The sequence below is a fragment of the Halorubrum sp. SD41 genome, assembly GCF_058630335.1.
The window spans coordinates 25,144-39,465 of sequence record NZ_JBZVGZ010000020.1; the positions used below are offsets into that span (position 1 = coordinate 25,144).

Here is a 14,322-nt window from a genome sequence, read left to right on the forward strand (position 1 = left end):
CGCGGTAGAAAAGGGTCGTGTCGACGCGGCGCCCCCACCGCCGGCGTTGCGACCTCACACCAGCCCGCCCACGGTGAACACCACGTAACAGCACGCCACCAGCGCGCCCGAGTGGAGCAGCGCGGCGTACCGCCCGCGCGCTGCGGTCCCGGCGAACCACCCCGACGCCAGCACCGTCGCCTGCGTGACGACGTACAGCCGGAAGCGCTCCAGCTCCGGATACACCCCCTCGGGCTCCGTCACCGCCTCCGAGGCGGCGGCGATCTCCGCGAGCCGCGCGGCGTCGACCACCTGCGTGTTCACGACCGCGACGACGCCGGCGACGAGGACCGCCGCGGCCCAGCCGACCGCGATGTACGGCTGCATCGACGAGCGGAGCGCGCGCTGCTCGCTGTACAGCCGGCCGACCTCGATCCGGAGCGTCTCGAAGACCGCGTCGGCGTCGCCCCCGGCGTCGAGCGCGCCCGTGACGAGCCCGAGCGTCCGCGCGGCCAGCGGCGTGTCGACGCGGTCGACGAACCGCTCGATGGCGGCCGCGCGGACGTCGACCGCGCCCGACTCCCCGGCGGAGCCGGACCCATCCTCGACCGCCCCCTCGGGCGCCGTCGTCGAGCGCAGCGCGAACGCGAGGTCGGTCACGTCGTCGTCGAGGACGCCGAGGTCGGCGTCGCGCGCGACGGCCGCCACCGCGGCTTCGAGCGGGCGCCCCTGCGCGACGTGGCCCGAGACGGCGTGGACGAAGTCGGCCAGTTCGCGGTCCTTCGCGTCGTCGATCCGGGTGCGCCGCGCGGCGACCAGCCCGACTGGCACCGCGAAGGCGGCGTAGCCGACGAGCGCGACGTTGACGAGCGTGTACTCCGCGAGCGCGAGCCAAGCCACGAGCGCGACGGCCGGCGCCGCGGCGACGACCGCCGTGCTCGCGGGGTTGCGCCCGGCGGTCGCGAGGACCGCCCGCGGGCCCGTCGGAAGCTCGTAGCTCGCGCGCTGGCTCGGCGGGCGGAGCGTGCCGACCGCGACCGCGGCCGCGAGTCCGAAGGCGACGAGGAACGCGACGGCGCCGTACAGCACCACCGCCCGCGTCGGCACCACGCCGACCGGCGTTGCGACCGGCGGGAGCAGCTCCGGGATCACGACCGACAGCGCGGTCGCGCCGATGACGAGCAGCGCCGGCAACACCAGCACGGCGACGAACAGCTCCGTCAGCAGTTCGAGGAACCGACGCGCGCGCTTCCGGGCGCGGTCCTGCCGGTGCGAGAGCATGCGGCGCTCAGTCGCGAGGAACTCCGAGAGTGCCTCGTCGCCGGCCGCGGCGCGCTTCCGGAACTTCAGGAGGAAGGGGGCGAGCAGCTCCCGCGAGGGCGTGTCCCGCGCCACGCGCCGGAGCCCCTCGTCGAGGCTGCCCGCGAGCCGGGCGGCGTTGAGCGCCTTCCGCAGCGAGGTGGCGGTGGCGCCGTACGCGTCGCCGTCGGCCGCCTTGCGGAGCATCGCCCGCGGCCCGTCGCTCCCCGAGGAGAGCAGGTCGAGGTACCGCACCGCCCCGGGGAGGGTGCGCTCGATGTCCGTCCGCCGCGTCGCGACCACCCAGCGGAGGCCGAGGCCGGCGACCGCCACCGTCGCGCGCTTCGCGAGGAGCGCGACCGCGAGGGCGACGAGCAGCGCGGCGTGACCCGTGCGGAGCGGCCCCACGGAGTCCGGCGTCGGCGCGGGCGCCGCGGTCGACCCGGCCGAGAGCAGCGCCGCGCCGAACCGCGCCTCGACCGCGGCCGCGACCGCCGGCGCGGCGCCCGCGGCGACGACCAGCGCGGGGAAGAAGGCGGCGGCCGCGACGACCCACGAGAGGCCGTACGCCCGCGCGAGGTACGTCTCGAACCCGGTGTCGAGCGCGGTGCCGCGGTACCGCTTCCGGTCGGCGTCGTGCCGCCGGTCGCTCGCGTGGCGCGCGAACAGCGCGTAGCAGACGCGGTCGACGACCGCCAGCCGGCCGCCCGCCGCGAGCGCGTCGTCCGCGGATCCGTCCTCGGCGTCACGGCTCCCGGCGACCGCCCCGGTCGTCCCTCGCCGGCTCACGGCCGCCCCCGGTCCGCGGGTTCGTCCCGGTCCCCGTCGCCGTCGCGGTCCGCGGTCCCGCGGTCCATCGTCCGGGCGGCGCGCTCGACCGTCGCCGCCTCGTCGGTTCGGAGGTCGGCGAGGAACTCGAACAGCGCCTCGGGGTCGTCGACGCCGTCGCGCACGAGGTACTCCACGTACCGCCGCTTCGACTCGAACTCGGCGGCGACCGCCTCGCGGTCGCGGTCGGTCCGGTTGGCGATCCGGTCGAAGACCCGGAACCGCGGGCCGGCGCCGCGTCCGCCGCCCGGAGCGTCGCTCGTCCCGGCCGCGCCCGCCCTCGAAACCCCCTCGTCCGCGTCGCCGCCCGGCGCGCCGGGGAACCGGAACTCCCCGTCGCCGTCGCGCCAGGCGACCGTGTTGAAGCGGACCGACTCGCCGCCGGCCTCGACGACGCCCGCGCCGCCGCGCTTCGGGTCGCCGGTCGGGCTCCGCGTCGCCTCCGGGTCGAGGCCGTCGTACGCGGCCTCGGAGAGGGGTTCGATCGCCCGGGAGACGTAGCGCTCGCCGTCGACCTGTCGGGGGAAGACGACGAGGTCGACCTCGCGGAGCAGGCGGGCGGGCAGATCCCGCTCGCGCAGGCGGTTGGCGAGGGCCTCGACGTCCTCCGCGTGCGTCGTGCCGATCACGCCGTGACCCGTGTTCAGGCTCTCGGCGAAGGTCTCGAAGCTCTCGGGCGTGTTGATCTCGGCGATGACCTCCACGTCGGGATTGAGATAATTCGCCTCGGTCATCAGCTCCGCCATCCCTACCGACTTGTAGGCGTCCTCGTGGTCGCGGGTGGTGAGCGAGACGCCCGTCTCGTGGGGTAAGCGGACCTCTCGGGACCCCTCGTCGACGGAGACCGGGCGGGCGTCGAAGGGGATGAAGGGGGCGTGGGCGTTGAGCAGCGTCGTCTTCCCGACGCCGGTCGGGCCCGCGAAGAGGACGACGCCGCGGTGTTCGTACAGGAGCCACAACAGCGTCACCAGCTCCACCGACAGGGTGCCGCGCTCGACCAGGTCCACCGGGGTGAGCGCGTCCGCGCGCTGCTTCCGGATCGAGACGTGCGGGCCGCCCTCGGAGATGACGGGCAGCGCCACCGCACACCGGATGGTCTGGGGGACGCCGTCGAGTTCGAGGTTCACCTTCGCGGAGGGCGTCGAGGCGTTGAGTTCCGTCCCGTCGCGAGCGGCGATCCCCGTGACGACGTCGACGAACGTCGTTTCCTCGTCGAACGCGAGGTTCGTCGGGACGCGGGTGCCGGCCTCGGGGGCGTCGTCGGCGTCGAAGCCGTGTTCCCCGTCGGCGTCGAAGCCGTGTCCCCCGTCGGCGTCGAAGCCGTGCTCCCCGTCCGCCGCCCCCGAGAGGACCGAGGCGCGGGGGACGACCTTCACGCGCTCGCCGACGCGGTTCGCCTCCACGTCCTCCAGGTGGGGGTCGCGGATCGGCACCGTGAGGATGCCCTCGCCGACGAAGTCGCGCAGCACGTAGTACGCGAGGTCGTCGAGGCGGTCGCGGGCGAACCGCGAGTCGACCGGCGGCGCGGCGAGCCCGCGGTCCGCGAGCGCGGCCCGCGCCCGGTGGACCGCGGCGTCGAGCCACGCGCGGGTGTTGCGCGCGGTGAGCCGCCGCGAGAGGAACCGCCGGGCGCGGGCGGCGACGAACGACTCGCGGTCCTCGATCACGTCGCTCACTGTCGTCTCCCAGATCCGCGACTTGCACTCCTCGATGAGCTCCTCGTCGCCCGGGAGCAGGTCGGGCTCCAGCACGGCGTACTTCGTCTCGAACGCGTCGGAGCCGAGCAGCCGCTCGCGGTAGACGACCACCTCGATCCCGAGGCCGGCGAACTCGACGGCGTACTGCGCGAGCCGCTCGGCGGCGACCCGCTCGACGTAGTCGGCGTCGGCGTCGATGCCGGTCTCCAGCGGCGCGAACGTCTCGGTGTGGACCACCAGCTCGCGGTCGTCGCCCACGTCGGCGACCTCGATCCGGTCGTCCAAGGCGACCGGCGTGAGCTCGCCGAGCAGCCGGAACTCCCGCAGCGCGTGGTAGTCGACCCGGCGGCGCGCGGCCGCGCTCGCGTCGACCAGCCGGTCGATCGCCGTCGCGTACTTCGGATCGAACCCCCGCTCGGCGCGCTCGACGACGCCGACCCGCGTGAGCGGGCGGCGGTGACGCACCGCGGAGAAGCGGTCGCGGACGCGGTCGAGCGCCGCCTCGTCGGCCGCCGACAGCGGCGGCTCGCGGACGTCGTAGCCGAACCGGCCGCCGTCGCGCTCGCGGACGGTCGCCACCACGCCGGGCGCCGCCTCGTACTGCGCCCGGACGTCCGGCGCGTACCACGCCTCCGGGTCGCCCGGCGGCACCGGTGCGGGGACCGCGCCGCCCGGATCGTCGTCGGGCTCGTCGACGATCCGGAGGGTCGCGCCGTCGCTCACGACGCCGTCCCCCGTGTCCGCCGAGTCGCCGCCGTCGGCTCTCGTCGCCGCGCGCTCGGCGCGTCCGTCAGCCGGATCGCACCTCTCGCGTTCGTCCGGCGCGTCGTCGTTCCCGAGCCGCCGCGCGCTGCGGTTCCGAGTACCCGCGTCATCGTTCGATCCGCGGGTGACCGATGCCGCCGTTTAACCGTTTCTTTCTATCATAGAACGTTCATTTCGGATCGCGAAAACGTTCTACGGCCGCACGTATTTCGCCGCTATGACGGACTCTACGGCCGACCCTGTGACGTTGACGATCGTTCATAACGATCGTGATGTGTGGAAACGCATTTATAATATCCCACGTAATTCGCGTTCCACGACTCAATGAGTAGCTCACTGTCGAGCGGCGTCCAGCGTGCCTTCCTGCGCTATCAGCACGTCTTCGTGTTCCTCGCTCCCGTCCTGTTCGTGGCGGGGGTGTACGCCTTCGCACCGACGCCGGCCGACGCCGGCGTCGAGTACTGGACCGAGTACTGGTGGCTGTTCATCGCGTTCGCCATCGGCGCCACCATCGTCAACACCGTCGGGATCAGCGGGTCGGCGCTGTTCGTGCCGTTCCTCATCTTCGTCTTCCCGCTCGTCGCGTATCCCCTGGAGCCGACGACGCTGGTGAAGATCGGGCTCATCAGCGAGTCGTTCGGCCTGTCGAGCTCGTCGCTCGCCTTCATCCAGTACGGGCTCGTCGACCGGCGGCTCTCGCTGTCGCTCGTGTTGGGGGGTATCCCCTTCGTGGTCGGCGGGGCGCTCCTCTCCTTCGTCATCCCCGAACCCCTGTTCCACGCGCTGTTGGGGATCGCGCTGCTCTCGGCGTCGTACCTGCTGTTCAAGGCCAACCTCGGCCACGACGAGCCGACCGGGGGCGGGGGCGGCGACGGGATCGCGACGGACGGCGGATCCTCACGGGGCCTCCCTGACGACGCGGACAAACTCGGGCCAGCGGGCGTCGAGACGGACGACTCCGGCACGGTGACTCGGGTCGACCGCGACGGCGACGACTACACGTACTCCCGGGGCGGCTACCTCGAACGGTTCCTCAACTACAGCGTCGGCGGGGTGTTCCAGGGGCTCGCCGGCTTCGGGATCGGCGAGCTCGGGATCATCTCGATGCTCCGCACGCAGGTCCCGGTCCGCGTCGCCATCGGCACGAACCACATCGTCGTCGCGACCACCGCCGTGCTCGCCTCCGTCGTCCACGTGTTCGGCGGCGGCCTGGTCGGCGGCCACTCTATCGACCTGGCGACGACGCCGTGGAACATGGTCGTCTGGACGGTCCCGGCGGCGACGCTCGGCGGCCAGATCGCGCCGTACGTCTCGACCGCGCTCGACACCGGGACGATCAAGGCGGGCGTGGGCGGGCTGTTCGCGGTCATCGCCGTCGCGCTGTTCGCGATGGCGGGCGGCGGGATCTGAGCCGCCGGGCTCGCTGACGCCGCGCTTTTGTGCGTTCGCGCCGCACCGACGGTATGCGCGCAGCCGTTTTCAACGGTCCCGGCGAGATAGGCGTCGAAGAGCGGCCCCGCCCCGAGGTGGAGGCGCCGACGGACGCGATCGTCCGCGTCACCCACACCGCGATCTGCGGCTCCGACCTCTGGTTCTACCGCGGCGACAGCGACCGCGACGCGGGCTCGCCGGTCGGCCACGAGCCGATGGGGATCGTCGAGGAAGTCGGCGACGACGTGACCTCCGTCAGCCCCGGCGACCGCGTGCTCGCCCCCTTCGCTATCTCCTGCGGCGAGTGTGAGTTCTGTCGGAAGGGGCTCCACACCTCCTGCGAGAACGGCGACTCGTGGGGCGGCGACAACGGCGGGGGGCAGGGCGAGTACGTCCGCTCGACGCACGCCGACGGCACGCTCGTGCGCGTGCCCGACCGCCACGCGGACGACGAGGAGACGCTCCGCTCGCTGCTCCCGCTGACCGACGTGCTGGGCACCGGCCACCACGCCGCGGTCAGCGCGGGCGTGGAGGCGGGCTCGACGGTCGCGGTGATCGGCGACGGCGCGGTCGGGCTCTGCGGCGTCCTCGCGGCCCGGCGGCTCGGCGCCGAACGGATCGTCGCGGTCGGCCACCACGAGGACCGCCTCGAACTCGCCGAGGAGTTCGGCGCCACGGAGACCGTCTCCGAGCGCGGGGAGGCCGCGGTCGAGCGCATCCGAGAGCTCACCTACGGCGGCCCGAACCACGTGATGGAGTGCGTCGGCGCCGCGAGCGCGATGAACACCGCGATCGACGCCGTCCGCCCCGGCGGCACGATCGGGTACGTCGGCGTCCCCTACGGCGTCGAGGAGGAGGGCCTCGACGTGTTCGGCATGTTCGGCAAGAACGTCACCCTCGCGGGCGGGGTCGCCCCCGTCCGCGCCTACGCCGAGGAGCTGATGGACGACGTGCTCCAGGGGACGCTCGACCCCGCGCCGGTCTTCACCGAGACGGTCGGCCTCGACGACGTCGCCGAGGGGTACCGGATGATGGACGAGCGCGAGGCGATCAAGGTGCTGGTGAAGCCGCACGGCGACGCGTAGGCGGCCGCGAAACCGGATCTTCGATCTACGTCTGCTCGACTCGGTTTTTAAGCGGTGGCGCGTGCCTGCGAGCGACCGCCCTCGGCGGCCGCGAGGAGCACGCGCGAGGGACGCGGTGAGCGAGAGGCGACCGCAGGGAGCCCGAGCGAACCGCGAGGCTGGGGAGGCGTGAGGTGCGGGTGCCGTGCGGGGCGGGTCTCAAAGGGGCAGCCGCGAGGGCGAAGCCTGACGACGCAAGCACCGCAGGGAGCGTAGCGACCGAGGAGCGCAGCGAGTCACGCGAGCCCTCGCGGCTGGGGCTTTGGAGGTCTCCGCCGTCGAGACACAGCCGCCCATTTATAAGTAAAGGACTGGGGCTTTGGCGGTGTTGGCCGTCGATCCACAAACGCCCATTTATAAGCGAACGGCTGGAGATTTGGCCGTGTTCGTCGCCGAGGTGTAGTCGCTCATTTATAAGGGGCGGTCGTGGATTCCGCAGCCGTCGCCGGGCCAGTAGCCGCCGATGGGCATTCGGACGCACCGCAGACAGATCCGCTCAAACGTTCGTTTCCGACGGTATCGGCGTAACCTTTAGTACTCCCAAGTCATTGTCATCCGTTGTCATGTGCCACCATTACGACGAGGCGCGCACGTGGACGGAGGTCAAGGCGCGTCACCGGTCCGAGGAGGCGGACGAGCTCGACGAAGCGCCCGACGTCGACGCGGTCGACGAGCCGGCGGACGAGACGGAGGAGCCCGAGCCCCCGGCGGAGCCGCGCGCCCCGGCCGACGACTGACGCGGTCGGGGACGACCCCGCCTCGAACCCCGACTTTCTATCGCGTGTCGCTGTTCCGTGAGCGGCCGCGCCGCCCGCCGTCGGCCCCATCGCACTCATTTTCGGGCCGCTGGCCGTGCTGTACGGATTCGCTGCCGGGGTCGTGCTGTTCAGGGCGGGCTACTGGTTCGCACGGCCTACCCCGAACGCGTATGCTCGGGCAGCCCGGGGTGTCGGATTCGTGATAGATCGCGGAGGTGACTCATCGATCGGGGTTCGGCTCAGCATGATTCGAGGTGGAGCCTCCGACCTCAAGGAGCGAGAGCAGCGAGCGAGTAGGTCGGAGAGGAAACCGACAACGCACGACGCAACCGCACGACGGTAGCTACCTGACTCCCCAATAAATAAGTACCGTTAGATAGTAATCTGAAACATGGAGGTGCGTCGAACTGCACCGGTCAAACTTGTTGTTCCCGACAAGCGGTACGACGACCTCCACGAATCCGCGCGACAGTTCCTTCACTGTGCGAATCGTGCCGCTGAATTCTGTTGGGACGACGACTCCTACGCCAACTGCGTTACGGCGAACTCGACCGCACGGGACGCGCTCTACGAACAACTACGAGAGGAAACTGATCTTACTGCGAACCTCGTTCAAGCGGCTATCCGTCGTGCCGTCCAAGCGACGAAAGGATGCGTCGAACGGTGGAAACAGGGCAAGCGGGTGAGCCAGCCGGAGTTCACGTCGTGGAGCATGGTCTACGACAAGCGAAGCGCGACGTTCTACCGCGATCGTGTGTCTCTTTCGACCGTCAACGGGCGCGTCGAGTGCGACTTTGAACTTCCGGCGGATAGCCCGACTCCCTACGAACAGTACGTTCTCTCGGAGGACTACGAGTTCCGGGCGAGCACACTGCAATACGACAAGGCAACTGACGAGTTCTATTTCCACATCACGACGCGGAAGTACGATACCGACGAATCCGAGGTTTCGGAAGATACCGAGCACCAAACAGTTCTCGGTATCGACCTCGGCGTCAACAGCCTCGCAGTCGCTTCGACCGGCACGTTCTGGCAGGGCGACGAATACGATCACTGGTGCCGTGAATTCGAGAAGCGGCGTGGTGAGATGCGACAGCGCGGGACGCAACCCGCGCACAACGCCCTGCTTCGCCTCGGAAAGCGCGAAGAAGCGTGGCGGAAGCAGTACATCCACACGGTTGCCAATGAGCTCGTTTCGGAAGCCATCGAACACGACTGCGACGTAATCGTGTTCGAGGAGTTAACCGACATCCGCGAGCGGCTCCCGCAGGCGAAATGGCACCACGTGTGGGCGTTCCGACGCCTGTCCGAGTACGTCTCCTACAAGGCACCAGAGCAGGGCGTCTCCGTGGAGCAAGTCGAGCCGAACCACACGTCCCAGCGCTGTTCTCGGACGGATTGTGGGTTCACGCACGAAGCGAACCGTGACGGCGAACACTTCGAGTGCCAGAAATGCGGCTATGAGGTCAACGCGGATTACAACGCGGCGAAGAATATCGGGGTACGGTATGCCCGAAAGCGGAAACACAGACTCCGCTCCTCGCCCAAGTCGGGGAGCGGAGACGCACCAGTAGACGTGCGTGTAAATGGTGGGACGTTGAACGGCAAGAGTCACCAGTCCATTGCTGGCGACTGAGCGCTGGGAGTCCACATCAAAGCCCTACCCTCAACGAGCGAACCCCGTATGGGGCGAGCGAAGTAGGGTAGGGTAGTTTACTCGCGGAGCAGGTAGCGGAACGCGCGCAGGTGGTTCGATCCGCTCTCGGTGACGGAAAGGTATTGGTACTTGGAGTGTTTCTCGACCTCGAGGAACCCGCGGCTCTCAAGCGGCTCGACGACGTGCGTGTTGAGCCGCCGGTAGTACCCGCGTTTCGGGTTCTGAACCCCATCGGTGTCGTAGCGCTCGACGAAAGGGAGGCCTTCCCGGCGGCCGTAGTCGATGAGCTCTCTCTTGGTGACGGGCTGGTTCCGTTCGACGTACGCGAGGACGGCGACGCGTTCGGCGTTCGGCTCCTCGATCGGGTACTTCGGGAGTGTCTCCGGTGGCTTCGCGCCCGAGGCCACCGGTCGCTCCTCGCCGCCCGCGTACTCCTCCGCGTGGACGTAGTACGGGATCGCGCCGGTGACCATACAGGCGATCATTCCGCCGATCGCGGTCACCTTCGACCCCGACGCGAGGTTCACGTAGACGTTGTGGTCACGGAGACGGTTCGAGATCTCGGCGATCGTCCCGAGCGAACTGAAGAGATTGAAGATGTCGCACTCGACGGTCTCGGTCCGAATCCCTTCGTCTCGAACGCGTTGACGGGCCGTCTCGTGGTATGACGGTCGGTCGACGCCCTCTTTGTCGGCGTCGGGTTCGAGGAGGATCACCTCGTCGGCGTTCCCGTCGACGACCGGACGGACGATCCGGTCCAATTCGTATCCCAGCGGAACGATATGGACACGTTTCGGCACGTCGAGATCGTTCATATATCAGCTGATTATCGGGACGATATTGACGATTATGATCACATTGTCGTTTGTTTTGTCTGTGTCAGCGTAATTCATATCCGACCGAGGGCGTTGTATCCGATCGCCGACGAAGGTCCCCGCAGACGTGTGTTCTCCCCCTCTACCCAAACAACGCGGGTCGGCGTTCCGTCGGTCGCCCCGTTCGGCCCTCCCCCCGTCTCGGTGACCGCCGGTTTCGTCGCCTGAGACCTCGTCGGCGAACGCAGTATTCTTTTCACGGTCGTCCGGCCCACGTCCGACCTCGGCGACCCCGATCCGCCCTCCGGTTGCCACCGTGCCGAGTCCGCCAGATCGCGACGAGGACATGATGCGCTCGGCGGCCGACAGCGACGCCGCCGAGGTGTTCCTCGACTGAGGGACGCGATGGCGCCGAACGGCAAGCCGGTCGCCCGCGAGCCGCTGGTCGCGGCCGCCCGTGAAGGGGACTGGGGCGGCACGGTGTTGAGCTTCCGGAAGAACGGCATCGACACGCGGTGGTGGTACGAGGACCCGATCTCCGTCGGCGGCGAGGCAGGCGCACAGTGTCGATCGCGTCCCGGACCTCATTTCCGAACCGCCCGCGACCGATCAGAGCGGCTCGATCAGCTCGACGACGTGGCCGTCGGGGTCCTTCACGAAGGCGACCCGCGCGCCGGCCTCCGGGTGGTCGGTCGGCGCCTCCCTGACGCCGTGGTGATCGATCTCCGCGAACGCCGCGTCCACGTCGTCGACGCCGACGGCGACGTGGTCGTAGCGGTCGCCGTCCGCGCTCGGCGCCTCGCCCTCGGTGTCCGACAGCTGGAACTCGACGCCGTTCCCGTCGGCGACGTACACGTTGCGGGTGTCGTCGATGGTGAACTCCCACGACCGCTCGAAGCCGAGCTCGTCGACGTACCAGTCGGCGGCCCGGTCGGCGTCCGCCACGTTCAGACAGGTGTGGAGAATCTCCATGCGTCGGCCTCGCGCGGTAGCGGCATAAATCCCGACCGCCGACTCCCGCGCGACCGCCCGGTCGAGTCGGTGCCCCGCGCGGTCGCCGGCGAGCGCGGATATATCCGCCGCCGGCCCGTACGGAGGGCGATGGCACGGAGCGCGACGAGCGCGCGCGGCGGTCCCCGCGAGCGCGACGAGACGGACGCGGCACGCGGCGAGGAACCGCCCGACGACGAGACCGGCCCGCCGGCCCTCGCGGTCGAGGGGCTCACGAAGCGGTTCGGCGAGGGCGACGACGCGGTGGTGGCCGTCGACGACGTGAGCCTCACCGTCGAGCGCGGGTCGGTCGTCGGCCTGCTCGGGCCGAACGGCGCGGGCAAGACGACGCTGATCAAGTGCGCGCTGGGCATCGTCATCCCCGACGCGGGGTCGGTCCGTGTGTTCGGGAACGACGTGCGCGACGGTCGGCGGGCCGCGTACGCCGACGTGGACGCGATGCTGGAGGGCGCGCGCAACGACTACTGGCGGCTCACGGTCCGGGAGAACCTGCGCTACTTCGCGACGATCAGCGGCGTCGACCCCGACTCCGTGGCGACGCGTCACGACCGGCTCCTCGACCGGCTCGACCTGACCGACAAGGCGGACACGCCCGTCCGCGACCTCTCCCGGGGGATGAAACAGAAGGTGTCGCTCGCGAGCGTACTCGCGGGCGGCGCCGAACTCGTCTTTCTCGACGAGCCGACGCTCGGGCTCGACGTCGAGAGCGCGCGGACGCTCCGGGCGGAGCTGCGGCGGCTCGCGGCCGAGGAGGGGCTCACCATCGTCGTCAGCAGCCACGACATGACGACGATCGAGGCGGTGTGCGACCGCGTCGTCATGCTGTCGAACGGTCGGATCGTCGCCGACGACACCGTCGAGGCGCTGCTGGGGGCGGCCGCGAGCGACGCGGTCCGCGTGGCGAGCCCGGACCTGGACGCGGAGACGGTCGACGGGCTCCGCGAGCGGTTCGAGGTCGTCGGAGTCGACCGCGACGCGCGCCCGCCCGCGATGACGGTCGCGGCCGGCGGCGACCGGCTGTACGAGCTGACCGACGCGCTCCGGGCGGCCGGCGTCACCGTCTCGGACATCCGCACGGTCCAGCCGGACCTCGAAGAGGTGTTCCTCGAACGCACCGGAACCGTCCCCGGTGCGGCCGGTCCAGCCGGTGCCGCGTCCGGGGGTGAATCCTCGTGAGCGCGGAAGCGCCGCCCGGGGACGCGACCGCGGCTGACTCGTCGCCCGCAGAGGCGTCCGCGGCCACCGACGCGATCGCCGACGACGATCCCCGGCCGGCCACCTACTACCACCTCGCGCGGGCGGTGCTGTATCGCGAGTTCCTGATCTTCGTGCGGTACCCGGCCAACGCGATCGGGGGGATCGTGGTGTCGCTGTTCTTCTTCGCCGCGCTGTTCCTGGGCGGGCAGCTGCTCGCCGGGCAGGCGCTCGCGGACTCGATCGAGGGGATCGTCGTCGGCTACTTCCTGTGGACGCTGTCGGTGGGCGCGTACTCGTCGGTGTCGAACGACATCGGCAGCGAGGTGCAGTGGGGGACCCTCGAACGCCACATCACCACGCCGTTCGGCTTCGCGCCCGTCGCGCTGTTGAAGGGCGTCGCGAAGGTGGTGCGGACGTTCCTCACGAGCGCCGTGATCCTCGCGGTGATGCTCCTCGCGACCGGGACGCGGCTGAGCCTCGCGCCCGTGACCGTGGTCGTCGTCGCCGGCCTGTCGATCGTCTCGGTGCTGGGGCTCGGCTTCGCTGCGGGCGGCGTGACGGTGCTGTACAAGCGGATCGGCAACTGGCTCAACCTGCTCCAGTTCGGCTTCGTCGCGCTGATCTCGGCGCCCGTCTTCGATCTCCCGTGGACGCGCGTGCTCCCTCTGGCGCACGGCAGCGCCATGCTCCAGCGCGCGATGGTCGACGGGATCCGGCTGTGGGAGTTCCCGCTCGCGGACGTGGCGCTGCTCGTCGCGGTCGCGGGCGGCTACCTCGTCGGCGGCTACCTCGTCTTTCAGGGCGCGACCCGGCGGGCGCGGCGGCTCGGCGTGCTCGGCGACTACTGAGCGCGGCGCGTCGACACACTAAGCGGTCGTCACACGTCGTCGCCGCGGCGGTCACGCCGACGCCGTCGATTCCGACTCGTCGCCGCGTGGCAGTCCGAACTCGACCTCGATCCGCACCGTTTCGTAGGGGACGTACGGCCGCTTCGCGCGGCCGTCCGCTTCGAAGTGGACAATCTCGTAATCGGCCAACAGCGACAGGTCGTCGTGGACGACGTGGACGTCGCGGCCAAGCCGGTCCGCCAGCCCGCGGATGCTCTCGGGCGGCCGTTCCATGACGGCTTCTAAGAGCTCCATCCGGCGGTCCGTGAGCAACTGGCGGAGCCGCGCACGGTCCTCGAAGTTGACCACGTGCGGGACCGCCTCGCCGTCCTCCCAGCGCTCGGCGCGCTCGATCGCTGCCGCCTGTGCCTGTTCCGCCGGCAGCGACGTGATTCGGAGCGTCGAGGGGTACTCGGCATCGTTCGGGTCAGGTGTAAATTCGTCGTGGGTGGGGTGGGTGTCAGTTGGTTCGTCGGTCATGGATGTCGTTCACCTCGGCTTGGAAGTCGGTGATCAGGTCGGCGAGACCGGTGAAGTCCAGTTTGGTGACCTCACCGGCCTGCGTGTGGCGATGGTGGCGCCCGACGTCTCGGTGATGCGGCGCGTTGTCGTACCGGAGGAGCGTGCCGCCGTCAGCGTCCATGTATTGGAAGCTGTACTTCAGCCCTTCCGGGTACTCCTCGCTTTCCGGGACCTGCCACGCGACCATTTCATACCGACTGCCGTCCGGTTTCTCGGATTCTCCCGGTACACGACCGTGGCGGGCATCGGCCTCGTACGTTGTGGTACGCCCACAACTGTGTTAACGCTTTTCGTTGTGTTTCAAGTACAACAACTGGGCACTGGTCTCGACTCAGAGCCGAACCCGGATGAC

At 70.0% G+C, this 14,322-nt stretch carries 12 protein-coding genes and 1 pseudogene; 6 read left to right on the forward strand and 7 right to left on the reverse strand.

The genetic code is table 11. The features are described 5' to 3' along the window. Window positions 1-54 precede the first annotated feature (54 nt). Both AC4NMM_RS10750 and AC4NMM_RS10755 read right to left on the reverse strand, forming a co-directional pair. Window positions 55-2,067 (reverse strand): type II secretion system F family protein, encoded by a 2,013-nt coding sequence (locus AC4NMM_RS10750; RefSeq protein WP_096393885.1) that lies wholly within the window; start codon window positions 2,065-2,067, stop codon window positions 55-57. After that, a complete protein-coding gene (locus AC4NMM_RS10755; protein ID WP_491924235.1) occupies window positions 2,064-4,526 on the reverse strand; it encodes a type II/IV secretion system ATPase subunit in 2,463 nt (820 codons plus the stop codon). Before AC4NMM_RS10755 ends, AC4NMM_RS10750 begins: the two co-directional genes overlap by 4 nt. Before the next feature lie 366 nt (window positions 4,527-4,892). Between AC4NMM_RS10755 and AC4NMM_RS10760 the strand changes: the two genes are divergently transcribed. The 4 genes from AC4NMM_RS10760 to AC4NMM_RS10775 all read left to right on the forward strand — a co-directional run bounded on the left by AC4NMM_RS10760 (window position 4,893) and on the right by AC4NMM_RS10775 (window position 9,517). Beyond that, window positions 4,893-5,978: a sulfite exporter TauE/SafE family protein gene (locus AC4NMM_RS10760; RefSeq protein ID WP_096393887.1), complete on the forward strand. Its 1,086-nt coding sequence runs from the start codon at window positions 4,893-4,895 to the stop codon at window positions 5,976-5,978. A gap of 53 nt (window positions 5,979-6,031) precedes the next feature. Beyond that, on the forward strand, window positions 6,032-7,084 hold the full coding sequence (locus tag AC4NMM_RS10765) for a zinc-dependent alcohol dehydrogenase family protein (RefSeq protein WP_096393888.1): 1,053 nt from the start codon (window positions 6,032-6,034) through the stop codon (window positions 7,082-7,084). A 602-nt stretch (window positions 7,085-7,686) separates the two neighbouring features. Next, window positions 7,687-7,860 (forward strand): hypothetical protein, encoded by a 174-nt coding sequence (locus tag AC4NMM_RS10770; RefSeq protein ID WP_162832650.1) that lies wholly within the window; start codon window positions 7,687-7,689, stop codon window positions 7,858-7,860. A gap of 412 nt (window positions 7,861-8,272) precedes the next feature. Continuing rightward, complete coding sequence (locus AC4NMM_RS10775) at window positions 8,273-9,517, forward strand: RNA-guided endonuclease InsQ/TnpB family protein (protein WP_491924236.1); 1,245 nt, start codon at window positions 8,273-8,275, stop codon at window positions 9,515-9,517. A gap of 77 nt (window positions 9,518-9,594) precedes the next feature. Here the strand turns inward: AC4NMM_RS10775 and AC4NMM_RS10780 are convergent, their stop codons facing one another. From AC4NMM_RS10780 to AC4NMM_RS10790, 3 genes are read right to left on the reverse strand one after another with little or no spacing between them, the layout of a single operon-like run. Beyond that, entirely contained in the window at window positions 9,595-10,353 is a 759-nt protein-coding gene (locus AC4NMM_RS10780) for an HFX_2341 family transcriptional regulator domain-containing protein (protein ID WP_096393890.1), read from the reverse strand. Between the two features lie 3 nt (window positions 10,354-10,356). Further along, window positions 10,357-10,941, reverse strand: a complete 585-nt coding sequence (locus AC4NMM_RS10785) for a hypothetical protein (RefSeq protein WP_491924237.1) — start codon at window positions 10,939-10,941, stop codon at window positions 10,357-10,359. 21 nt (window positions 10,942-10,962) lie between these two features. Next, complete coding sequence (locus tag AC4NMM_RS10790) at window positions 10,963-11,325, reverse strand: VOC family protein (protein ID WP_096393891.1); 363 nt, start codon at window positions 11,323-11,325, stop codon at window positions 10,963-10,965. Window positions 11,326-11,454: 129 nt separating this feature from the next. Here AC4NMM_RS10790 and AC4NMM_RS10795 point away from each other — a divergent pair, with 129 nt between their 5' ends. Both AC4NMM_RS10795 and AC4NMM_RS10800 read left to right on the forward strand, forming a co-directional pair. Then, entirely contained in the window at window positions 11,455-12,540 is a 1,086-nt protein-coding gene (locus AC4NMM_RS10795) for an ABC transporter ATP-binding protein (RefSeq protein ID WP_491924238.1), read from the forward strand. Then, window positions 12,537-13,409: an ABC transporter permease gene (locus AC4NMM_RS10800; RefSeq protein ID WP_491924239.1), complete on the forward strand. Its 873-nt coding sequence runs from the start codon at window positions 12,537-12,539 to the stop codon at window positions 13,407-13,409. The genes AC4NMM_RS10795 and AC4NMM_RS10800 overlap by 4 nt, the downstream gene beginning before the upstream one ends. A gap of 51 nt (window positions 13,410-13,460) precedes the next feature. On the opposite strand, the gene AC4NMM_RS10805 is transcribed toward AC4NMM_RS10800, so the two are convergent. Then, window positions 13,461-13,928 carry an HVO_A0114 family putative DNA-binding protein gene (locus AC4NMM_RS10805; protein ID WP_096393894.1) on the reverse strand — a complete coding sequence of 156 codons (468 nt, stop codon included), beginning with the start codon at window positions 13,926-13,928 and terminating at the stop codon, window positions 13,461-13,463. After that, a pseudogene (locus tag AC4NMM_RS10810) lies at window positions 13,909-14,216 on the reverse strand (toxin-antitoxin system TumE family protein). Before AC4NMM_RS10810 ends, AC4NMM_RS10805 begins: the two are co-directional and overlap by 20 nt. Window positions 14,217-14,322: the final 106 nt, after the last annotated feature.